The organism is Providencia stuartii, from assembly GCF_029277985.1.
GTDB classification, from domain to species: domain Bacteria; phylum Pseudomonadota; class Gammaproteobacteria; order Enterobacterales; family Enterobacteriaceae; genus Providencia; species Providencia zhejiangensis.
On record NZ_CP119546.1, the window covers coordinates 3,080,832 to 3,104,479 of the forward strand.

The window sequence follows — 23,648 nt, forward strand, 5'->3', positions numbered from 1 at the left end:
AGGATTCAGGCATACGCGCCCTGCTCACCAACAGGCATTTTACTTATAATCATTTTAATAGCAGAAAAATTATAGTGATCAGTCAAGAACTAACATGGCAAGGCCTAACACCTGACCTAACACCTTATCAGGCAACTTTTGTCTCTTCAGATACCCTGACCCCTGCTACTTTGTCAGAAATTCAACCTAGGCTATTTAATAGCATTGAACGTTTTATCAAAGAAAACTCACGCACGCGTTTCATGTTTATCAAGTCTGAGCAAAGTGAGCATTATTTGCAGGTATTTTCTGAAGCGATCAGCCCTTTACTGACCCAATTTTCGCCGATTAAGGGTGATTATCAGCTCACTGACAATAAACTCGCTTTTAAATGGCACCCTGAAATTGACGGACGCTTTTCTAGCCAGACTAAGATTGCATACCGCGACTGGATAGAACCAGAACAATTGTTTGGCTATATCACAGCTTCACTGCATTTAGTTCCTGGATTATTACATCAAATCAACGGTGGTGTCCTAATATTATCGGCATCATCACTGATTGCCCAACCATTGATGTGGCAAAGATTACAGAATATGGTGGCTCGTCGCCAACTTGAATGGTTGCCATTTTCTGATAACCAGCCTCTACCTATAGAAATTGATGCTCAACCGCTTGATATAAAATTGATTATCGTTGGTGATAGGCTGGAGTTAGAAGAATTTGAATATATCGACTCAGAATTATTTGAGAATGCTATCTATGGTGAATATGAACCCATCATGTTCTTTGATGATAAAGAACAATTAGTTCTGTGGATGCGCTATATCAAATCACTTATTGACGCTAATCATTTGCCTGAAATTGCCTCCGATGGCTGGATGACGTTTATTACACAAGCTACGCGGTTTTGTGAAGACAAGTTTAATTTACCTCTCGATAGCCAATGGCTCATCCGCAAATTAACCGATGCGTCTCATTACCAAATCGATAACATGATGGGTGATGAAGCATTCAAACAGGCACTTGAAAATCGCCTATGGCGTCATAGCTTTCTTTCTGAGCGCTCACAAGACGACATCTTACAGGAACAGGTTTTTATCCGAACAGAGGGAGAAGTTATCGGCCAAATTAATGGTTTGTCCGTTTTACAGTACCCCGGTCACCCTGAAGCGTTAGGTGAGCCTTCACGCATTACCTGTGTGGCACATTTAGGTGATGGTGAATTTGTGGATGTTGAAAGAAAAGCAGAGCTTGGTGGTAATATCCATGCTAAAGGCATGATGATCATGCAAGCTTATTTAAATTATGAACTAAAATTAGAGCAGCCACAGCCATTCTCAGCCTCAATTGTCTTTGAGCAGTCCTATGGTGAAGTCGATGGTGATAGCGCTTCTTTGGCTGAACTATGCGCCCTCATTAGTGCATTAGCACTACAGCCTATCGATCAACAAATAGCGGTAACCGGGGCGGTAGATCAATTTGGTTATGTGCAACCTATTGGCGGCGTGAATGAAAAAATTGAAGGCTTCTTCGATATATGTGCTCAACGTCACTTAACAGGCCAGCAAGGTGTCATCATCCCAATGGCAAATGTCCGCCATCTGTGCCTCAATCAAACCGTTGTTGACGCAGTCAAAGAAGGTCAATTTCATATATGGCCAGTAGAACATGTCGCTCAAGCGATCACCTTACTGACCAAACAAGCTTACTTTGAGCAACAAGCTGAAGGTGACAACGTACACTTGTTAGCTTTAATTCAAGAACGGATAAATCAAGCTAACTCGCCAGAAAAACCAAAGCTTCCTTGGTTTCTGAAATGGCTTGGTTGAGTAAAAAAATATCAGATCGGAGTTGTTCAGCGTACAAGTGTAAGCTATCCTGTATCCTTAAACTTAATTAAGGCTATAAGAAGAACATGGTTGATAAACGCAGTTCCTACACAAAAAGTGATTTAGAAGCTTCTGGAAGAGGCGAATTATTTGGCGAAAATGGGCCTCCATTACCTTCTGGCAATATGTTGATGATGGATCGCATCATCACCATGACTGAAGATGGCGGTTCTTTCAATAAAGGCTATGTCGAAGCTGAACTGGATATCAATCCAGACTTGTGGTTCTTTGGCTGCCATTTTGTGAATGATCCTGTTATGCCTGGCTGTTTAGGTCTGGATGCGATGTGGCAGTTGGTCGGCTTCTACCTTGGTTGGCTGGGTGGCGAAGGCAAAGGTCGCGCATTGGGCGTTGGTGAAGTTAAATTCACCGGACAGGTTCTACCAACAGCGAAAAAAGTGACTTACCGTATCAATTTTAAACGTGTTATTAATCGTAAATTGATTATGGGACTTGCTGATGGCGAAGTATTAGTTGATGGTAAAGTCATTTACGTTGCTAATGACCTGAAAGTTGGTCTATTTAAAGACACAAGTGCTTTCTAAACCGACTGACGCTATATGATCTAAAACCTCCGCAATCGCGGAGGTTTAAAATTGTGGTTTAAAGGGAATTAAAAAACCGTTTATCTAGGTTCTCTAATCAGTAAGTTATGCTGTGCTATGCTCTGCCTATGCAGAGAGTGTCGTCCGGTCCTCCATGGCCTTTCGCCAGCCTCCCAACCAATGCGAACGCGCGTCCACCGACTGATAAGGGCATAATTCTTTTGAACGCCCTGCAATACCTGCTTGATAACCTCTTGATAAAGCTCTTTCTAAACGGTCTCGCTTCTGTCTTTTCATGCCTTACTTCCCTCATTGTTTAAATGGAAAAGAAAACAGCACCTAAAACCCTTAATAGCTTTAAGTTAAGTCATTAGTCAGATTGTACTTAACGACGTTCTCTGTGTGCACCTAGAAAACCTAGGTGATAGCTTAGTTTGTTAGCGACAGGAACCTAAAACTACATAGGGCTCTTAATTTAGGTACAGTATAGAAATACCGCTGGCAGGTCAGAAAATCAAGTAAAGAATTTCATATGAATGTCATAAATGTTATAAATGTGATATATACATTCAAAAAGTGACAACTAATTGATATTAAATATATTAATATCATATTCCTTATAGAAGTTCATAGTACGATAATTTATATTTGAATGATTTATAAGCAGTTTTACAAAAAAAATGCGCCTCCGTTGATGAAAACACGAGGCGCATTTATCCGTAATCATAGTGTTAATTAGGGTTTGCTGATCTCTTTCGCTATCCCATCTGCCACTTGCTGCCATCCTTGCGATAAGGTGCGCACCAAATCAGGATAACCATCTTCTTTTTGTTCAAGCTGTATATCAAAGTTACGGCGGATCACTTCACGACCATTCGATAATGTCCAAAAACCTTGTACTAAAACCATCCCATCATAACGCCCATTAAACGCGGTCAGCGTGATATCTAGCGTATCAGGTGAATTCTGTAGCGGCTGTAGAGACACTAAGCGTCCCGGTAACGCAGACGATAGTTCACTGACCATGGATTGTCCTAACTGCTGTTCAAGTGGACTAGCCCATAAGTGTGAGCTTGCATTACTGTAGCTGACATCCGATGTCTGGTAAGTAATGCCGTTTGATGTCAAAACATCAGCCAACATAACTCGTTGCAGCCAAATTTGATTTTGTTGCCCCATCACTACCGCTGTTTGTGTTGCCGGCGCTTTTACCGGCAATTGGTAGTACATTTTTTCAGGGGTGCTGCTACAAGCCGCCAGCATTAAAACAAATATCGATACCAGATATCTCATTATTTTTTCACTCCTTTAGGCACAGGATCCTTCGACGGCTCGGCCTCGAATACTAAGGCATTACTCTTATTATTCAACGTCCGTAATAATGGCTGCACTTCCCTAAGCACCTGATCTAAACGCTGCATATTATCAACCATCTTATTATATGCTGGTGAGCCAGGTTGGAACCCTTGCATTGCTCGATTCATCTCGTTCAAGGTTTTTTGCAAGTCTCTAGGTAAGTTCTGGAACTCTTTACTGCCCATGACTTTATTCAGTTCAGCCAGCATCACCTGCGCTTCTTTAATCGTTTTCTGCCCTTCAGCCAGTGTTTGGGTCGTTTGATTCAACATAGGCTCAATCGGCATACTATTGATTTTATCCAAGACTGAAATCACTTTTTGCTGAATTTGCGCCAAACCACCACTGGTTGTTGGAATCACTTTATAACCAGCCACCACATCAGGCCCTTTATAATCCGGTACGTTAGGCACGAAATCAAGGTCAACAAACAGCGCTCCTGTCAGTAAGTTACCTGATTTCAGTGAGGCACGAAGCCCATCTTTCATCGCTAATTTCAGTTCATTTTTCAGATTGAAGTCAGCACCCACATCTTTCCTGAATCGTTCTGGCTCTATATGGATTAATACCGGAATGCGGAAGTCATTATCCAGTTTCTGATCAAGACCTTCAGTATAGAAAGGCACTTGAGCTACTGTACCTAAACGGATACCACGGAATTCTACAGGCGCCCCAGGCTGTAAACCTCTTACTGAATCCGAGAAGAACAGAACAAAATCTTGATACTCGGTATACAGGGAATTTTGGATACTACTTTGGTTATCAAAGAGTTTAAATTCCGTATTTTCTTTCACCCCTTCACCGGGTACCCAACCTGCTGGCACATCAAAACTAACCCCACCAGCAAGTAAGGTTGCTATTGATCCCAGTTCCACATGAATACCTTGCGATGACATATCGAAAGCGATGCCGCTATCCTTCCAAAAGCGCACATTGGTACTAATGAGCTTATCATACGGCGCATTGATGAATAGCTGATAGCGCATATCACGCTTATCCATGTCAAAATTACTGGTTTCAACAGAACCGACACGATAGCCTCTAAACAAGACAGGGTCCCCAGGATTCAATTGACCAGCACGATCACTCACCAATATCACTCGGATCCCTTTTGCATCAGGAGAAGCTAACGGAGGCGAATCTAACAGCGTAAATTCGTTATGCTCTTTTGATGAACTACCGGGTTGTAATTCAATGAATACCCCTGATAGCAATGTTCCCAGACCTGTCACACCTTCACGGCCGATAGCTGGTTTCACAATCCAAAAAGCAGAATCAGTGCGTAGCAAATCTTTCATATCGCTATTAAGGCGAGCCTTAATGACAACTCGGCTAAAGTTGTCGTCTAATGTCACACTTTCAACGATACCAATATCTACACTACGGCTTTTAATCTTGGTTTTACCGGCTTCAATGCCTTCAGCATTATAAGTAATTAACGTCACTTCAGGGCCTTGATGGCTGAAGTGATAAAATAATATCCAAGCACCAATTAAGACAGTGATGATAGGGATCACCCATACAGGTGACCAACTTTTCAGTTTACTGACTTTGGCATTGGCCTGTGGCGTTTTTTGTTCACTCACCCGATGGCTCCTTCTTGTTCAACAACTTTTATTGCATTTTTCTTTTCGCAGCGATCCCATGTCAGTCTGGGGTCGAAAGTCATCGCAGCAAACATCGTTAAAATGACCACGACGCCAAAGAAAATAACGCCCTGTGCAGGGACGATACTCATTAATTGCCCCATTTGAACTAATGCAGCCAAAATGGTAATAACAAATACGTCAATCATTGACCAACGACCTACATATTCAACTAATTCATAAATAAAGTGCATACGATGGGGGTCTCGATTGCCATACCCCTGAGAATCAAGGCATAGCCACGCAATACCTATCATTTTTAATGAAGGTACCATAATACTGGCAATAAAAATCACTAACGCAACGGGATATGAACCATCCCCCCACAATAGTATTACGCCATCCATAATAGTCGCCGGCATGTCGCTACCCAGCATATTGGTTGTCATGACAGGCAGCAGATTCGCTGGGATATACAATATAAAAGAAGTCAATAACAGTGCGGCTGTCCATTGTATGCTTTGATGCTTACGCACACTACCATGTGCATGGCAGCGAGGACATTGAGATTGCTCAGCGGGCAAAATCGCTGTACACACTAAGCACAACCGAACATTTTGACTGATCCCTGTACGTCCAACCTCTAGCTTTTGTGCCAATTTTGGGGCGGGTTCGATTTTGTTCCACATCCAGTGCCTATCAAGGCATTGAAACGCCCTCACTTGTAAAACACAAAATAAACAATAAGGCAAAAAGCTTAATCCAACACCAATATCCCCATAGGCAATCAGTTTCACGAAACTGACCAGCACGCCCGCAAGGAAAATTTCTGCCATACACCAAGATTTCATTTGAAACAGGATACGGCTCATCCACACTTTAATCGGTTTTGGTACATACACTTGCATACCAAAGAGTATGATAGTCACCATACAAAAGGCGGGGATCACTAATGAAAAAAACAGAAAGAATAGAGCCAACCCGCTGTAACGGGTTGTCGCGATAATCTCTATAATTTGAAATAAAGAGATTTCATTTTCAATTCCAGCTGCACTCATTTTGACAAATGGAAACATACATGCAACCAGCAGCATGATTAATGCACTGAATGCATATGCTGCTGGCTGCTTATACGGATAGCGCCACTTTGCAACCAACACAGTATGGCAACGTGGACATGTAGCTTTAGTGCCTTGCTCTAATTCAGGCACTGCAACTAGCATGTCGCACTGTGTACACAGCACATGTTCATGAGACTCATGAGAGCACAAGGTGATTCGCCCCTTCTATTTTTGATCTATAAACTAACTATTTTTTAATAGTTCAAGTTCTTGCCAACGATCAAATGCTTGTTCTAGCGCTTGTTCTTTCTCAGCCAATGCATTTAATGTTTTTTCTGTAACATCATGAGGCTGATTAAAGAAGTCTGCATCACTGATTGTGGCTTGCAGTGTTTCAATTTCGCTCTCAAGTTGCTCAAGCTTTGATGGTAATTGTTCTAATTCACGTAGTAAATGGTAGCTAATCTTATTATTTCGCTTTGTAGGCTCTTTTACTTTAGTGAATTTCTCTTCGTCCGATATTTTACTTTGTTGCGTGGTTTTCAAACTCACGGTTTGTGCTTTTTGCTGCTGAGCGTCAAAATATCCCCCCGCGTAGCGATTGATCACCCCGTTGCCTTCAAAAATCCAACATTCCGTGACGCTATTGTCAACAAACTCACGGTCATGGCTGACTAATAGCACTGTGCCTTGATAGCTGTCCACCAACTCCTCAAGTAGTTCTAGAGTTTCCACATCAAGGTCGTTAGTCGGTTCATCGAGGATCAATAAGTTACTGGGTTTTAAAAATAACCGAGCAAGTAATAGCCTATTACGCTCTCCCCCCGATAACGCACGAACCGGAGTCATCGCACGTTTCGGTGGGAACATAAAGTCTTGTAGATAACCTAAGACATGGCGTGGTTTGCCGTTCACCATCACCTCTTGCTTTCCTTCTGCGAGGTTATCCATTACTGTTTTATCGGGATCGAGAGCCGCACGGTGTTGATCGAAATAAGCGACCTCTAACTTAGTGCCGCAATGCACCTTACCACTATTGGCTTGTAAGTCTCCCAGCATTAATTTCAGCAGCGTCGTCTTACCACAGCCATTTGGCCCCACTAAGGCAATTTTGTCACCGCGCATCACTTGTGCACTAAAATCTTTGACTAAGACTTTGCCATCAATGTGATAGTTCACATTTTCGATCTCAAACACAATTTTTCCTGAGCGAGCCGCTTCTTCAACTTGCATTTTTGCGCTACCCAGTACTTCACGACGCTGAGAACGTTCAACTCGCAAAGCTTTTAACGCACGCACACGCCCTTCATTACGCGTACGTCTTGCTTTGATGCCTTGACGGATCCACGCCTCTTCTTGGGCAAGTTTGCGGTCAAATTCTGCATTTTGCATCTCTTCTACACGCAAAGCTTCCTCTTTTGCGATCAAATAGGCATCATAATTACCCGGCCACGATGACAATTTGCCTCTATCGAGATCAACAATACGTGTTGCCATATTGCGGATAAATGAACGGTCATGGGAGATAAAGACGATACTACCTTGGAAATCTTTCAGGAAATTCTCTAACCATAAAATGGTTTCAATATCCAAGTGGTTAGTCGGCTCATCAAGAAACAATACACGTGGATTGCTGACTAATGCACGGCCCAATGCCGCTTTGCGTAGCCAACCACCTGATAATGAAGACAACTGCGCGTCCGCAGGAAGATCCAGTTTTTTCAATACGTCACTAATACGAGCATCGAGTAGCCATAAATTCCGACTATCAAGAACCTCTTGTAATTCAGCTAATTTGTTTAAATTCTTTTCACTTGGATCGCTTTCCACCAATTTAGACACATGATGGTAATCTTTAAGATACTCAGCTTGCTCCGCAACCCCTTCCGCAACAAAATCAAAAATAGTCCCTTCAATATTACGTGGTGGGTCTTGTTGTAAACGGGCAACAATCAGATCTTGTTGATAAAGAAGCTGCCCATCATCAAGCGGCTGCTCCTTCGTTAATACACGCATTAATGTGGATTTACCTGCACCATTACGGCCAACTAAACAAACACGTTCATTGTCTTCAATATGAAGTTCAGTACTATCCAATAAAGGTGCATCACTAAACGATAAATATGCACCTGACAAATTAATTAAAGCCATTGATTTTATCCTTTACGCTGCGTGGCGTATCAGCCAGCAGTTATGAATCTGACGGTTACGAGCAAAGTCTTCTGAACGTGTTTTCGCTGTAATTTCTTCGGCTTGTAATCCAAGGTCGCTCAGTGCTTCGCTATCCATTTTAAAACCTCGCTTATTATTGGAAAACATAATCGTTCCCCCACGGCGTAACATGCGTTTTAAATGGCTGATCAACTGGATATGATCACGTTGCACATCAAAAGTACCGTCCATTCGTTTTGAGTTTGAAAAAGTGGGTGGATCAATGAAGATCAAATCAAATTGTTCATGACTATTTGCTAACCAATTCAGGCAGTCCGCTTGAACCAAACGATGTTGACGTCCAGTTAAGCCGTTTGCTTGTAAGTTTTTCTCTGCCCATTCTAGGTAGGTACGAGACATATCCACCGAGGTTGTACTTTTCGCACCGCCCAAACCCGCATGGACGGTGGCTGAACCGGTATAACAAAACAAGTTCAAAAAGTCTGCACCGCGGCTCATTTGCCCTAACATACGACGAGCAATACGATGGTCTAAAAATAACCCAGTATCAAGATAATCCGTTAAATTGACGAGCATTTTAGCGTTGTATTCTTGCACTAAAAAGAAATCTTCTTTTTGTGCCAATTTTTCGTATTGCTGTTTCCCCTTCTGGCGTTGGCGCGTTTTTAACACCAGTTGGTTGGATGATAGCTGCAATACGTTCATTGTCGCCGTGATAACATCAAATAGTCGTTGACGAGCTTTGCGCTCATCTACCGTTTTCGGTGGGGCATATTCTTGGATAACGACTTTGTCACCATAGATATCGACGGCAACATTGTATTCAGGCAAATCCGCATCATAGACGCGGTAACAATCAACACCTTGCTGTTTAGCCCACTTGCTGAACTTTTTGTGATTTTTACGTAGACGATTCGCAAAATCTGGTGAAATTTCCCCCACGGTTTCAGACGGGGTCTCAGCCAGAACATAATTTTTTTGTACGCACTCCAATGGCCCATTTTTCGCTTTAAATTCACGTTCTGAACGCAATTGCAAACAGCTTAAAAGCTCTGGGGAAGCACTAAAAATGGATAAACGCCACCCTGGAAAACGTGATTTAACCACACGACCTAATTGGCTATGCAACGCAATCAACGCAGGCTCACTTTCAAGACGTTCACCATAAGGAGGGTTACTTAAAATAGTACCTTTATGATCCGTTTTAACCGGGTTTTCAAGCATCGCCGCATCGCCTTGATTCAAGCTTATCAATTCTTGAACCCCAGCTCTGCGTGCATTAGAACGCGCCATATCGAGTACACGTTTATCAATATCAACGCCATAAAAACGCGAGGTTGTTTCTTTCAAACCTTGACGGAAACGTACCTGAGCTTCTGTGATCAGTTCACGCCATAATTCAGGATTATATTTTGACCATGCATAGAATCCCCAATGTTCACGATATAAACCAGGGGCTCTATCCGCCGCAATCATTGCCGCTTCAATGAGCAATGTGCCTGAACCGCACATAGGATCGACAAGAGGCGTATCTTTTTGCCAACCTGAACGGTTTATAATCGCAGCCGCTAAATTTTCTTTTAATGGCGCTTGGCCCGCTAAATCACGATAACCGCGAATGTGGAGTGCATCACCACTTAAATCAAGCGCGACACTCGCCCTCTCTTTATTTAAATAAACGTTAACACGAATATCGGGTTGTTGCCGTGCAACATCTGGCCGCTGGTCTAATTTACGTACAAAGCAATCGACAATCGCATCTTTAACTTTTAACGCCCCATATTGGCTATTGCGGATTTCGTCATTAGTACCACTAAAATGAACTGAAAATGTATCATTAACCGAGAAGATTTCGGTCCAGTCAATGGCCTGTACACCAAGGTATAAATCTAAGTCGCTGTAAACGTCAAACTCATTCAATGGTAATAAGATACGGGATGCCAGCCTGCTCCAGAGCAGACTCTGATACATCACCCGTTCATCAGCCTGAAAATAGACACCCCCTTGTGCAATTTTGCACTGGCTAGCGCCCAGAGCTTCTAATTCGGATTTCAATAGTTCTTCAAGGCCACGAGCTGTGCTGGCAAACAGAGAATTCATAGTATTTTTTACCAATTTGGATGAAAAATTGTTGCGCATTATAGCTAATCTTATGGAGTTGTCATAAAGTTGCTCAGCAACAATTATAAGGATTAAATAATGATAACGCTTTCACGCCTTTATACCCACCCAGTCAAGTCCATGAGAGGCATACGTTTGTCTCATGCTTACGCTGATACCAGTGGATTAATCTTTGATCGTAATTTTATGGTAACAACGCTGGAAGGTAAATTTATCACCGCGAGAAAATACCCTCAGATGTTACTATTCACACCAGCAATGTTAAATAATGGTCTTTATCTTAAAGCACCCGATGGCGAAAGTGTGACGGTATTGTATCAGGACTTTGATGAGAATCAGAGCCCAACTGAAGTTTGGGGGAATCATTTTCATGCCTTGATTGCACCCGAAACGATTAATTCTTGGTTGAGTCGCTATTTTGAGGAGCCTGTTCAACTTCGTTGGATAAGCCCTCATCTGTCTCGCCGAGTCAAAACCATGCCCGATGTTCCAATGTCTTTTGCTGACGGTTACCCCTTCTTATTAATTAATGAAGCCTCAGTGCAGGAACTCCAAAAGCGCTGCCCTGCCAGCATTAAACTTGAACAATTTAGAGGTAACCTGATCATCACAGGTGCGCAACCTTTCGAAGAGGATACTTGGAAAAAAATCCAGATAGGGGATGTCATCTTTACCCTTGATCGCCCATGTAGCCGCTGCATTTTGACCACCGTGAGCCCAGAAAAAGGCATAAAGCACCCTAATAGTGAGCCTCTCGCCACTTTGCAAACGTTCCGCACCGCTGAAAATGGTGATGTCGACTTTGGCCAAAATGTGATTATTCATAATACCGGAGTCATTCGTGTGGGTGATGAAGTTACCGTACTCGAAAAGAAACAACCTAATCGCTATATCCCAAAAGAAAGGGAAACAGGCAGCAAGGCGACCGGTACAACCACACCACTAAGCACAGTGACCATGACTTTTGAACATCATGATTATGAAGGGAATAACCAAGAAGTCATTCTTGAACAATTAGAAGCAAAAGGAGTATCGCTGCCTTATTCCTGTCGCGCAGGCATTTGTGGTCAATGCAAAATAAAGCTGCTCGAAGGAGAAGTGACACCATTAAAACAGAGTGCAATTAAAGGTGATGGCTATATATTAGCCTGTAGTTGTATTCCTAAAAGTGCAATTAAATTAGCTTTACGTTAGTTTTTAAACACCATCATATCAATAATTATTTTAATGATGGTGTTATGAGTCATATTAAAAAAACATAAACGATCAAGGATGATCAATTAAATGACATTGCCATACAATAAGCGATTAGACTTGCGCTTATATTCCCTCATACGATCGTTCATGATCTTAATGGGATCACAGAAGCGTAATTTACGATCTGGTAATTCTAATTGTGCTTCTGCCAATAAACATAAACTTGCCGATGCCCCCGCTTCAGCAATAATAAATGTGGCAATATTGCGGGTGCTTTCTAAACAAACTTGAATAAGCTGGCCTTGAGCTGGCTGTTTAATATCGTGAAAAGATGAAAAATACCAACTTTTTGGCATTTGTGGTTTTAGAAAACGAAATGCCACTAAACTATTGAGCACTAATTCGGCTCTTTCTTCATTAGATAAATTTAATCTTTTAGCCTGTTCGTCGAATATATAAAACTCAGCAGCATCTTCAATACTAAAAGGCATTTCATCACGCGCAAACGCAGTTAGCATTTTTGCGGGAAAACATGAGCGAAATATCATGCCGTTGGCGAGATCCAACATCACCCTATCATGGTCATGATCAAAATACCAACGCCAATGATCATCAGGTTTTATTATCATAAACGATCCCTTAGCGATTTATCGGTATACTCACCATACTTGAAGTTGCTAGTTGAGCCGATTCTATTAGCCTAATTATATTATCAGCGCTTTTTAACGAAACGAATAATGTGACTTAACAGCTACGTGCAACTCAAATTAGTCAGAGTACAAATACATTTTTTAGATAGAAATATAAATAATTCGGTTCTAAAAATGTCAAAATGATTTAAAAATAAGCATCCAACTCAATATAGATTAAAAGGGAGCATAAATAAAGCCCCCTTTAGGTAAATTTACAGTTAACTATATATGGTTCACAATATCTTTAATTAACTTTGGACCATTATATATAAAACCTGAATAAATTTGGATCAATGATGCGCCTGCATCCATTTTCTCACGTGCGGATGTTAATGAATCAATTCCACCCACGCCAATAATTGGTAACTTGCCATTTAATTCACGAGAAATGATCCTAATAACTTCAGTACTTTTTAGTTGCACTGGGCGTCCACTTAAACCACCAGCTTCATTACAGTGATTTAAACCTTGGACTAAGGAGCGATCTAAAGTGGTATTCGTGGCGATCACACCATCTATATTATGGCGAACTAAACTATCTGTAACTTGTATTATTTCTTCTTCGCTTAAATCCGGGGCAACTTTAACGGCAACAGGAACATATTTTTGATGTTTCGATTGTAATTCCAACTGCTTTGTTTTTATTCCGCTTAACAAATCGTCCAAAGCTTCTCCATATTGCAGCGTGCGTAAACCCGGCGTATTTGGTGACGAAATATTAATAGCAATATAACCTGCATGTGTATAAACCTTATCCATGCAAATTAAATAATCATCCTTACCTTGCTCTACTGGCGTATCTTTATTTTTGCCAATATTAATTCCAATCACCCCACCGTAGGTTGATTTTTTGACATTCTCAACAAGGTTATCAACACCTTTATTATTAAACCCCATACGATTGATCAACGCTTCTGCTTCAACTAACCGAAACAGCCTTGGCTTGTCATTACCAGCCTGCGGTCGAGGAGTGACGGTACCGATTTCAACAAAACCAAAGCCCATTGCACCGAAAGCGTCAATACATTCGCCATCTTTATCTAACCCTGCGGCTAGACCAAGTGGATTTTTAAATGACAGCCCCATACATTGAACAGGTTTAGTCGCCACCGATTGGCGAAGAAGACATTTAAGAGGAGAATTATTTAAGCGCTGAAGCTGACGGAAAGTCAGTTCATGGGCTTTTTCTGGGTCGAACTGGAATAGAGCCTTGCGGGCAAGGTGATATAACATATCCAATAACCTATTTCTGTCTATACCTGCCATACTTTAAGCTGAAATGCGCACTGATGCTTAACGCCAACAACTTAAATTACTTTGTGTATAAAGCGATTAAAAGACACAATGTTCCGCGCATCAAAACACCCAACAAATAAAATTTGCTGAGCCTATATTAAGCAAAGGGAACATTTTCATCCGATAAAACGCGACATAGATTACCCTATCTTGCGCTACTTTTTCTATGAAAAAATCAATTTATTGCACACAAGCTGATTAGTCGGGAGTTAACAAAGCGGATTCCCCCATTCGAAACGCCCTATCATGAATAACACCCTGCCAGCTTTTTTGTGACGGATTGAAAAGAACAAGCCCTTGAAAAATATTCTCAAGGGCTTGTATTGGTTACTGATTGGTTATGAGAAACTTAGCTCTCAAGTGCCTTCGTCACTTTTTCAAACAGGTCACCGGATAGGTTATCTAACCCTTTCAACTGCTCTAAAGTATTACGCATTAGACTTTGACGTTTTTCATCAAAACGTTTTAAGCGGATCAACGGCTCAATCAACCGTGATGCAACTTGAGGGTTGCGTGTATTTAAATCAACTAAAATGTCATACAGGAACTGATAACCACTTCCATCTTGTGCATGGAATGCAGACGGATTACCAGAAGCAAACGCACCGACTAGAGAACGAACACGGTTCGGGTTACTCATACTAAACGAACGGTGAGTCAACAAGCTCCGCACTTTTTCCAATACATCGGGCGCTGGGCTAGTGCCTTGCAGCGTAAACCATTTATCCATCACCAAGCCATCATGATGCCAACGTTCATCAAACGCAGTCATCAACGATTCAAGGCAAGGTAATTGAGATTCGCTCGCTGCTGTCAATGCGGCCAATGAATCCGTCATATTGTCAGCCGATGCAAATTGCGTAGAAACTAATTTATCCGCCAGCGCCTGGTCATCCCCTGCTGCAAGATATTGCAAGCACACATTGCGTAATGAACGTTTCGCAATATCACCATGATCAACACGGTAACCATCAATATGAATTGATTGATAAACGGCTAAGAACTCATCCGCCATTTCCACGGCCAATTGATGTGCAATAAAATCAGCGACAATGTGGATAGCATCAGGGTCGATAGTTTGAAAATACTCCGCCATCTCATTCTCAGAAGGCAGTGTTAAAATCAATGCGGCCAATGCTGGATCGATAGAATCACTCAATAACACCGCTCTAAATGCATCAATCACATGCTCAGGCAAAACGAATTCTTTGCCCGCTTGATGATTCGCAACATTGAGCTTCACATAGTTACCGATCAATTGCTGAGCCGCATCCCAACGAGAGAACTCATTGCTTGCATATTGCATCAAAAAGGCAAGTTGCTCATCACTATATGGATAATCTAATTTAACAGGTGCAGAGAATTCACGTAATAATGAAGGAACCGGACGGCTAGGAACTTCATCAAAAGTGAACGTTTGTGATTCTTGTGTGACGTTCAACACTGAATTGATATGGCTTCCCATATGTTTCAACGGGATAATAGAACCGTCTTCAGCATATAATTCAATATCTAACGGAATATGTAACGGCAGCTTTTCCGCTTGATCCGCTGTTGGTGGCGTCATTTGTCTAACATGTAATACATATTCTTGTTTTTCAGGGAAATATTCATCACGTACCGTTAAAACAGGCGTACCTGATTGGCTGTACCAGCGACGGAATAACGACAGATCCACATTCGAGGCATCTTCCATGGCTTGCACAAAATCATCACAGGTCGCAGCACTACCATCATGGCGATGAACATACAACTGTATCCCTGCTTGGAACATCTCTTCGCCTAATAATGTGTGGATCATTCGAATGACTTCTGAACCTTTTTCATAAACGGTTAAGGTATAGAAGTTATTCATCTCAATCACTTTTTCAGGACGGATCGGATGTGCCATAGGGCTAGCATCTTCAGCAAACTGAGCAGCACGCATCACTTTCACATTATTAATGCGGTTGACAGAACGCGAACCGAGATCTGAACTAAATTCTTGATCGCGGAAAACGGTTAAGCCTTCTTTTAAACTTAATTGGAACCAATCACGACAAGTAATACGGTTCCCTGTCCAGTTATGGAAATATTCGTGGCCGATCACCGATTCAATATTTAAATAATCTTTATCCGTGGCAGTCTCATTTTTCGCGAGCACGTATTTGGAGTTGAAAACATTCAGACCTTTGTTTTCCATCGCGCCCATATTAAAGAAATCAACCGCGACTATCATGTAAATATCGAGATCGTATTCCAGACCAAAGCGCTCTTCATCCCACTTCATCGCATTTTTTAGGGATTGCATTGCCCATGGCGCGCGGTCAAGGTTGCCTTTATCAACAAAGAGTTCTAAAGCCACTTCTCTGCCAGTGCGTGTAATAAAAGTATCGCGAAGCACATCAAAGTCACCAGCGACTAACGCAAATAGGTAGCTTGGTTTTGGGAAAGGATCTTGCCACTTAACCCAATGACGTCCATCATCCAGTTCACCTTCAGCGATGCGATTACCATTAGATAATAAATAAGGATAACGTTGTTTATCCGCAGTAATCGTCGTTGTGTAACGCGCTAAAACGTCAGGACGATCCTGATAATAAGTGATATGACGGAAACCTTCAGCTTCACATTGTGTACATAGCGCATCCCCTGAAACATATAAACCTTCTAGCGCTGTATTTTTTTCAGGGCTGATTTCATTCACAATACGTAATGTGAAAGCTTCAGGTAAGGATTCCAATATCAGCTTACCGTCTTGCTCTTGATAATGCGTCCAAGACTGACCATCCACTTCGACACTGATTAATTTCAGGTCTTCACCATGCAGTTCCAGTGTCGATGATTCTGGGTTAAGGCGTTTTACTTGGCTAATCGCCGTGACAACCGTTTTTGCTGGGTCGAGAATAAAATCGAGATCAATTTCAGAGATAGTATAATCAGGGGCTTTATAGTCCTGACGATATTTCGCTTGTCGCAATTGGGTCATAAGTAACCTTTTTTATTCGTTAATTCGATACAGTCGTTTATCATTTATTCTTTATATTACTATACGCTGCTGCAACAAAAATGCCTATGAGAAACAATTGCATCATATTATGTTGCCTATTTATGACTATCAGTATCAACAATTGTTAAGAATTGGTTTGCTCGTTGATGCTATAACACTGTTAAATAGAAAATTACGTGTTAGTATCATTTCATACCTGATGACTAGTATAGATATATTAACGCTTGTTAAATAACCATAACAGCCAGTATTCCATCCTAGTCAATCATGTCAATGATGATACGTTCAAGGGGAATCTAAGCGATAAGAAAGGTATCGCAAGGAACAAAATAGCCGTCGATGATGAGTATAGACAAACTTAATCATCACGCTATCACTTGAAATGTGAAGGGTATAAATAAATATTGGAAGAGCTCACATAGATAAGAGTGATGCAATAAGGCTTCTATCTTCTGCTAAAGTGAGTATACTTTTCCAACTTTAAACGATTTAGCTAATAAGTAGATAGCTCCGCGAGGACGCCTGCGCGCCATGAATTTAGACGCTACCCCCATTATTACATCACTGCTTGACACTGATGCTTATAAGCTTCATATGCAGCAGGCCGTATTTCACCATTACAGCCAAGTTCCGGTTGTTGCCGAGTTCCGCTGTCGTAGCCGTGAAATTTTAGGTACTTATGCGAATGAAATCCGCCAGCAAGTCCAATTGATGGCCCATCTTTCACTAACTAATGAAGAAGTTAATTATTTAAGTGGTCTTCCTTTTTTCAAAGACGACTATCTTGCTTGGTTAAAAAACTTCCGTTTTAAGCCAGAACAAGTGGACATTACCCTTGCAGATGATGGGCAGCTCGCTATCCGTATTAGCGGCCCATGGTGCGAAGTCATTATGTGGGAAGTCCCACTGCTTGCTTTGATCAGTGAAATTGTTCAACGCGATAGACACCCACAGATTACCCGCGAGGATGCGGTGAGTCAGTTAAAAAAATTACTGACCGTCTTTTATGCCCAAGCGGCCGAAAATCATATCGACCTTAGCCATTTTAAATTAATGGATTTCGGCACCCGTCGCCGTTTTTCCTATGATGTACAATCCGCTATCGTTTCCATGCTCAAAGATGAGTTTCCTTATCTTGTCGGCACCAGTAACTATAAATTGGCTCATGAATTAGGATTAGCCCCTGTTGGTACGCAAGCTCATGAGTGGTTTCAAGCTCATCAACAAATCAGCCCTGAACTCGCAAATAGCCAACGAGCCGCATTGCAAAGCTGGCTCGATGAATACCCCGATCAACTCGGTATTGCTTTAACAGACTGTATTACGATGGATGCTTTTTTGCGTGATTTCGATGATAATTTTGCGAAGCGCTACCAAGGACTACGTCATGATTCGGGTGACCCTATCGAATGGGGTGAAAAAGCCATCGCACACTATGAAAAATTAGGCATTGATCCAATGACGAAAACATTAGTGTTTTCTGATAGCTTAGACCTGCAAAAATCATTGGAGCTGTATCGTTATTTCCATAAGCGTATTAATCTGGTATTTGGGATCGGTACAAGGCTCACGTGCAATATTCCCGGAGTCGTTCCTTTAAATATCGTCATCAAATTGGTTGAATGTAATGGCAAGCCTGTCGCAAAACTGTCTGATAGTCCAGGCAAAACCATTTGTGAAGATGATGAGTTCGTTAATCAACTGCGTAAAGCTTTCGACCTACCGAAAATGGAAAAAGCCTGTTAATGGCATTTTCAGCCTGTGTGATACTCAAGCGCCTTCTTTTTGAGTATCACACAAAAAGTGCCATCTTCATTAATATTCATAGTAGATGATTATATTTACTTGCTATTAGAGCCCTAACTAAGGTATAGCTAGGGACTACGACCTTTCTGGTAGAAAAGTCACGATTTTTTACTTGTTTCCTGCCTCACGGCAAGTAACATAGAACATCAATCTTGAAATAGAGAATTTCAGGAAAACAAATACTTTCACTGGTCATATCAATATGGTTGATAAACAATCAGAACAGTGGAAATGTCATCGTTAATTTCGTTTATATAAAAAGAGAGTAATTTTTATGATCGTTGCGCCTGTAGTCGATGTACTGCAAGGCCGTGTGGCGGTGGGCTCTGAAGTCACCGTTCAAGGCTGGGTACGTACAAGGAGAGATTCAAATGCTGGTTTTTCTTTCCTCGCCGTTTATGACGGTTCCTGCTTTAACCCATTACAGGCTGTCATCAATAATAATTTATCTAATTATAACGACGAAGTCCTGCATCTGACGACAGGCTGTTCTGTTGAAGTCACGGGGATCGTGAAAGAATCACCAGGCCAAGGCCAATTTTTCGAGTTAGAAGCAACAGCAGTTAAAGTGGTAGGTTGGGTTGAAGATCCTGACACTTACCCGATGGCGGCAAAACGCCATAGCGTTGAGTATCTACGTGAAGTCGCACACTTGCGTCCACGCACTAACTTAATCGGTGCAGTAGCGCGTGTTCGCCACACGCTTGCCCAAGCATTACATCGTTTCTTTGATGAGCAAGGTTACTTTTGGGTTTCAACCCCAATTATCACAGCATCTGATACCGAAGGTGCGGGTGAAATGTTCCGTGTTTCGACACTGGACTACAATAACCTGCCACGTAATGACAAAGGTGAAGTTGATTTCAGTGAGGATTTCTTTGGTCGTGAGTCCTTCTTAACCGTATCAGGACAATTGAATGGCGAAGCTTATGCTACAGCATTAAGCAAAGTTTATACCTTTGGCCCGACTTTCCGTGCAGAAAACTCAAACACCAGCCGCCACTTAGCGGAATTCTGGATGGTTGAGCCGGAAGTGGCTTTCGCTAATCTTGATGATGTGGCGGGTCTTGCAGAACAAATGCTGAAATTTGTCTTCAAGGCAGCACTTGATGAGCGTCGTGATGATCTCGAGTTCTTTGCTCAACGTGTCGATAAAGACGTCATCAACCGTTTAGAAAACTTTGTTAATTCAGATTTCGCGCAAGTCGACTATACCGATGCGATCAAGATCCTAGAAACTTGTGGTAAGAAATTTGAAAACCCAGTGTACTGGGGGGTTGATATGTCTTCTGAGCATGAGCGCTATTTGGCTGAGCAACATTTCAAAGCACCGGTGGTTGTTAAAAACTATCCTAAGGACATTAAAGCTTTCTATATGCGCCTTAACGAAGATGGCAAGACAGTGGCAGCAATGGATGTACTCGCCCCCGGTATTGGTGAAATCATCGGTGGTTCACAACGTGAAGAGCGCCTTGATATGTTAGACGCACGTCTTGATGAAATGGGAATGAATAAAGAAGATTACTGGTGGTATCGCGATCTACGCCGCTATGGCACAGTACCACACTCTGGTTTTGGCCTTGGCTTCGAGCGCTTAGTGGCTTATGTCACTGGCGTTGGTAACGTTCGTGAAGTCATTCCCTTCCCACGTACGCCAAGAAATGCAGCATTCTAAGACTTATTAGCCTTATCTTTTATATCGAATATCGGGTCGCTATAGACCCGATATTATTTTTAATATCTTTTATTACTTTTATAATATTTTCAAAGGCTATAACCACGTTGACACCAGTGTACAAATTAACACCATTTTTTAAGCCAATTTAATTTAGATCAGAAAAATCTGCTTTTTTCCTCATTTCTTGTCTTATCTATAAGCAAATCTGTCAATTATACTTATCTAAATTGTTCAAAAAAAGCGCAATTTAACCTCTCAAAAAGTTCCCTAAATTTTGTAATTATTTTTAAACTGGTCATACCTGCGGTTGTTTTTTGATCTATTTTTTACATTTTGAAACACCTTGTTACCATTTGTTTCAGAATCTTTATTTTTGTAGCACTTTGAGGGTAGATAAATTTATTTACCAATGGAACACTGGACGCCGACATAGACGACACTAATCTCTCATAAATAGTTCCAATTTTTTTTGAGAATTATTTTTGGCAGTGGCAGGTGTCCGAATAACACCAATGAGGGTAATAATAATGATGAAACGCAATATTCTTGCAATGGTTATCCCAGCTCTGTTGGCTGCAGGCGCAGCAAACGCAGCTGAAGTATACAACAAAGACGGCAACAAACTAGACGTTTACGGTAAAGTTGACGTTCGTCACTATTTTGCTGACGCTGATAAAGGTAAGAAAAGTGAAGATGGCGACGATTCACGCGTTCGTTTAGGCCTGAAAGGTGATACTCAAATCACTGATCAACTGACTGGTTTTGGTCGTTTCGAGTGGGAAACTAAGACTAACAAGTCTGAAGGTCACAACGAAAATAAAAACCGTCTAGCGTATGCTGGTCTGAAATTTGCTGATTTCGGTTCAATCGACTACGGCCGTAACTACGGTGTGGTTTATGACACGAACGCATGGACCGACGTATTCCCACTGTGGGGCGCGGATACTATGGCTCAGTCTGACAACTTCATGACTAGCCGTAACCGTAACCTGTTAACTTACCGTAACAACAACGCATTCGGTTATGTTGATGGCCTGAGCTTCGCTCTGCAATATCAAGGCAAAAACGGTGACAACAACAAATCATCTTCAGGCGATGCTGCTAAAGACAACGGTGACGGCTACGGTTTCTCTGCAGCGTATGACTTAGGTTGGGGCGTATCACTGGGTGGTGGTTACTCTAACTCTTCTCGTACTCCTAATCAGCAACATGACACAACTGCTGGCGGTCAAAAAGCGCAAGCATGGAACGTTGGTGGTAAATTCGACGCTAACAACGTTTACTTAGCAGCTATGTACGGCCAAACTCTGAACACAACTCGTTATGGTTCAGACGACAGTATCGCTAACAAAACTGAAAACGTTGAATTAGTTGCTCAATACCTGTTCGACTTCGGTCTGAAACCATCTATTGGTTATAACCAATCTAAAGGTAAAGACTTAGGCCGTACTTATAATGGTAAAACTTACAACAACCAAGATCTGGTTAAATACATCTCTGTAGGTTCTTACTACTACTTCAACAAAAACATGTCTGCAGTTGTTGATTACAAAATCAACCTGCTGAAAGACAACGACTTCACTCGTGAAAACGGTATCAACACTGATAACGTAGTTGGTCTGGGTCTGGTTTACCAGTTCTAATTATTGTTTAAACAATAATTCAGACAACAGTGAAATCTGTTTTGAAAAGCAACGCTTCGGCGTTGCTTTTTTTGTTGTGTGACGCGCTATTTTTATCCTTATTTGTCCCTTTACCCTCGTACACTCTCTCCCTAACCACTAAATCCTGCATTAAGATCAATTATTAATCTAAAGTGTCGATACGTTAGAGAAAATCGCTGCATTTAGTGCGGTTAATGGTCAGATCCCATGCAATTTATACCTACATCACAAGATCTTACCAATTTTTAGTAAAACGGTTGGCAAATTGTTTTCTGCGCGTTAACCTGAGCACTCAACATTTTCGGCTTAACAACTGAGCTTTGGAATCGACAACATGTTTGAAAAAATTACTGCTGCCCCTGCTGACCCTATTTTAGGCCTTGCTGATAGTTTCCGTGCTGACCCTCGTGATAACAAAATTAACCTCGGTATCGGCGTTTACAAAGATGAGTCTGGTAAAACTCCAGTTCTAGACACTGTGAAAAAAGCAGAAAAATTCCTGCTTGAAAATGAAAACACCAAAAACTATCTTGCCATCAGTGGGATGCCAGAATTTGGTCGTGTCACTCAAGAGCTGTTATTTGGTAAAGAGCATGAAATTGTCACTTCTCAGCGTGCTCGTACTGCACAAGCGCCGGGCGGAACTGGTGCTCTGCGTATTGCGGCTGATTTTATCGCTAGCCAAACCAACGCTAAGCGTGTTTGGATAAGCAATCCAACTTGGCCAAACCATAAAAATATTTTTGAAGCTGCTGGCTTAGAAGTCCTGACCTACAACTACTATGATGCCGCTAATCACGGTATGGATTTTGATGGCATGCTAAACAGCCTATCTGCTGCCGTAGCCGGTGATGTTATCGTTCTGCATGGTTGCTGCCATAACCCAACTGGCATCGACCCAACGGTAGAGCAATGGACTAAACTGTCTGCACTATGTGCTGAAAAAGGTTTACTGCCAGTGTTTGACTTTGCTTACCAAGGGTTTGCAAAAGGTTTAGATGAGGATGCTGAAGGCCTGCGTATCTTTACTAAACAAAATCCAGAAATGATCGTAGCAAGTTCTTATTCGAAAAACTTTGGCTTATATAATGAGCGTGTCGGAGCTTGCACCATTATTGCTAAAGATAGTGATAATGCAGAGCGCGCATTTAGCCAAGCGAAAGCCGTTATTCGTGCTAACTACTCAAACCCACCAGCACATGGTGCCGCTGTCGTCACAACCATTTTATCTGATGATGCCCTGAAAGCTGAGTGGATCCAAGAATTGACGTCAATGCGTGAGCGTATTAAACGTATGCGTCAGTTGCTGGTAAGCACACTTGAAGAGAAAGGCGCTAAACAAGACTTTAGCTTCATCATTAACCAAAATGGTATGTTCTCCTTCAGTGGCCTGACAAAAGAGCAGGTAGAGCGTCTACGTAGCGAATTTGGTATCTATGCAGTGAGTTCTGGACGTATTAACGTCGCTGGCTTAACACTCGAAAATATGGTTCCACTGTGTGAAGCGATCGTTAAAGTCATCTAAGTTGTAAAACAATCTGAACAGCAAAAAGAACGATACATATGTATCGTTCTTTTTTTTATTAATGAATACCGTGTCTAATTATAAAACGC

General features: G+C 41.7%; 16 protein-coding genes. 7 read left to right on the plus strand and 9 right to left on the minus strand.

Annotated features, from left to right (window positions below):
- The first annotated feature begins 74 nt into the window (after positions 1-74).
- Positions 75-1,811 (plus strand): AAA family ATPase, encoded by a 1,737-nt coding sequence (locus P2E05_RS13760; RefSeq protein ID WP_163862603.1) that lies wholly within the window; start codon positions 75-77, stop codon positions 1,809-1,811.
- An 86-nt stretch (positions 1,812-1,897) separates the two neighbouring features.
- Positions 1,898-2,416, plus strand: a complete 519-nt coding sequence (gene fabA / locus P2E05_RS13765) for a bifunctional 3-hydroxydecanoyl-ACP dehydratase/trans-2-decenoyl-ACP isomerase (protein WP_154623227.1) — start codon at positions 1,898-1,900, stop codon at positions 2,414-2,416.
- Between the two features lie 126 nt (positions 2,417-2,542).
- Here the strand turns inward: fabA and rmf are convergent, their stop codons facing one another.
- From rmf to rlmKL, 6 genes are all read right to left on the minus strand, one after another.
- Positions 2,543-2,713, minus strand: a complete 171-nt coding sequence (rmf, locus tag P2E05_RS13770) for a ribosome modulation factor (RefSeq protein WP_154623228.1) — start codon at positions 2,711-2,713, stop codon at positions 2,543-2,545.
- A gap of 438 nt (positions 2,714-3,151) precedes the next feature.
- Positions 3,152-3,709 carry a membrane integrity-associated transporter subunit PqiC gene (pqiC, locus tag P2E05_RS13775; protein WP_154623431.1) on the minus strand — a complete coding sequence of 186 codons (558 nt, stop codon included), beginning with the start codon at positions 3,707-3,709 and terminating at the stop codon, positions 3,152-3,154.
- On the minus strand, positions 3,709-5,358 hold the full coding sequence (gene pqiB, locus P2E05_RS13780) for an intermembrane transport protein PqiB (protein ID WP_163862606.1): 1,650 nt from the start codon (positions 5,356-5,358) through the stop codon (positions 3,709-3,711). Before pqiB ends, pqiC begins: the two co-directional genes overlap by 1 nt.
- A complete protein-coding gene (pqiA, locus tag P2E05_RS13785; protein ID WP_154623430.1) occupies positions 5,355-6,629 on the minus strand; it encodes a membrane integrity-associated transporter subunit PqiA in 1,275 nt (424 codons plus the stop codon). The genes pqiB and pqiA overlap by 4 nt, the downstream gene beginning before the upstream one ends.
- A gap of 33 nt (positions 6,630-6,662) precedes the next feature.
- The gene (locus P2E05_RS13790; RefSeq protein WP_163862610.1) at positions 6,663-8,570 is read right to left on the minus strand and encodes an ABC transporter ATP-binding protein; all 1,908 of its coding nucleotides are present in this window, start codon (positions 8,568-8,570) and stop codon (positions 6,663-6,665) included.
- Positions 8,571-8,582: 12 nt separating this feature from the next.
- Positions 8,583-10,691 carry a bifunctional 23S rRNA (guanine(2069)-N(7))-methyltransferase RlmK/23S rRNA (guanine(2445)-N(2))-methyltransferase RlmL gene (rlmKL, locus tag P2E05_RS13795; RefSeq protein ID WP_154623428.1) on the minus strand — a complete coding sequence of 703 codons (2,109 nt, stop codon included), beginning with the start codon at positions 10,689-10,691 and terminating at the stop codon, positions 8,583-8,585.
- A 99-nt stretch (positions 10,692-10,790) separates the two neighbouring features.
- Here rlmKL and P2E05_RS13800 point away from each other — a divergent pair, with 99 nt between their 5' ends.
- Positions 10,791-11,906, plus strand: coding sequence for a YcbX family protein (locus P2E05_RS13800; protein ID WP_154623427.1), 1,116 nt, complete (start codon positions 10,791-10,793; stop codon positions 11,904-11,906).
- 86 nt (positions 11,907-11,992) lie between these two features.
- On the opposite strand, the gene P2E05_RS13805 is transcribed toward P2E05_RS13800, so the two are convergent.
- The 3 genes from P2E05_RS13805 to pepN all read right to left on the minus strand — a co-directional run bounded on the left by P2E05_RS13805 (position 11,993) and on the right by pepN (position 16,865).
- Positions 11,993-12,538 carry a cell division protein ZapC gene (locus tag P2E05_RS13805; protein ID WP_154623426.1) on the minus strand — a complete coding sequence of 182 codons (546 nt, stop codon included), beginning with the start codon at positions 12,536-12,538 and terminating at the stop codon, positions 11,993-11,995.
- A 285-nt stretch (positions 12,539-12,823) separates the two neighbouring features.
- The gene (gene pyrD / locus P2E05_RS13810; protein ID WP_154623425.1) at positions 12,824-13,834 is read right to left on the minus strand and encodes a quinone-dependent dihydroorotate dehydrogenase; all 1,011 of its coding nucleotides are present in this window, start codon (positions 13,832-13,834) and stop codon (positions 12,824-12,826) included.
- 412 nt (positions 13,835-14,246) lie between these two features.
- Positions 14,247-16,865, minus strand: coding sequence for an aminopeptidase N (gene pepN, locus P2E05_RS13815; RefSeq protein ID WP_196714090.1), 2,619 nt, complete (start codon positions 16,863-16,865; stop codon positions 14,247-14,249).
- Between the two features lie 552 nt (positions 16,866-17,417).
- On the opposite strand from pepN, the gene pncB reads away from it, so the two are divergent.
- The 4 genes from pncB to P2E05_RS13835 all read left to right on the plus strand — a co-directional run bounded on the left by pncB (position 17,418) and on the right by P2E05_RS13835 (position 23,559).
- Positions 17,418-18,632 carry a nicotinate phosphoribosyltransferase gene (gene pncB / locus P2E05_RS13820; protein WP_154623423.1) on the plus strand — a complete coding sequence of 405 codons (1,215 nt, stop codon included), beginning with the start codon at positions 17,418-17,420 and terminating at the stop codon, positions 18,630-18,632.
- Between the two features lie 334 nt (positions 18,633-18,966).
- On the plus strand, positions 18,967-20,367 hold the full coding sequence (asnS, locus tag P2E05_RS13825) for an asparagine--tRNA ligase (protein ID WP_276122839.1): 1,401 nt from the start codon (positions 18,967-18,969) through the stop codon (positions 20,365-20,367).
- A 530-nt stretch (positions 20,368-20,897) separates the two neighbouring features.
- Positions 20,898-22,013, plus strand: coding sequence for a porin OmpC (gene ompC / locus P2E05_RS13830; RefSeq protein WP_272657905.1), 1,116 nt, complete (start codon positions 20,898-20,900; stop codon positions 22,011-22,013).
- A 355-nt stretch (positions 22,014-22,368) separates the two neighbouring features.
- On the plus strand, positions 22,369-23,559 hold the full coding sequence (locus P2E05_RS13835) for an amino acid aminotransferase (protein WP_154623295.1): 1,191 nt from the start codon (positions 22,369-22,371) through the stop codon (positions 23,557-23,559).
- Positions 23,560-23,648 lie beyond the last annotated feature (89 nt).

Coding starts and splice junctions, on each gene's coding strand:
- fabA (WP_154623227.1), top strand. CDS start 1,898: ATGGTTGATAAACGCAGTTCCTACACAAAAAGTGATTTAGAAGCTTCT.
- pyrD (WP_154623425.1), bottom strand. CDS start 13,834: ATGTTATATCACCTTGCCCGCAAGGCTCTATTCCAGTTCGACCCAGAA.
- P2E05_RS13835 (WP_154623295.1), top strand. CDS start 22,369: ATGTTTGAAAAAATTACTGCTGCCCCTGCTGACCCTATTTTAGGCCTT.
- P2E05_RS13790 (WP_163862610.1), bottom strand. CDS start 8,570: ATGGCTTTAATTAATTTGTCAGGTGCATATTTATCGTTTAGTGATGCA.
- pqiC (WP_154623431.1), bottom strand. CDS start 3,709: ATGAGATATCTGGTATCGATATTTGTTTTAATGCTGGCGGCTTGTAGC.
- P2E05_RS13805 (WP_154623426.1), bottom strand. CDS start 12,538: ATGATAATAAAACCTGATGATCATTGGCGTTGGTATTTTGATCATGAC.
- rlmKL (WP_154623428.1), bottom strand. CDS start 10,691: ATGAATTCTCTGTTTGCCAGCACAGCTCGTGGCCTTGAAGAACTATTG.
- rmf (WP_154623228.1), bottom strand. CDS start 2,713: ATGAAAAGACAGAAGCGAGACCGTTTAGAAAGAGCTTTATCAAGAGGT.
- P2E05_RS13800 (WP_154623427.1), top strand. CDS start 10,791: ATGATAACGCTTTCACGCCTTTATACCCACCCAGTCAAGTCCATGAGA.
- pncB (WP_154623423.1), top strand. CDS start 17,418: ATGAATTTAGACGCTACCCCCATTATTACATCACTGCTTGACACTGAT.
- asnS (WP_276122839.1), top strand. CDS start 18,967: ATGATCGTTGCGCCTGTAGTCGATGTACTGCAAGGCCGTGTGGCGGTG.
- pepN (WP_196714090.1), bottom strand. CDS start 16,865: ATGACCCAATTGCGACAAGCGAAATATCGTCAGGACTATAAAGCCCCT.
- ompC (WP_272657905.1), top strand. CDS start 20,898: ATGATGAAACGCAATATTCTTGCAATGGTTATCCCAGCTCTGTTGGCT.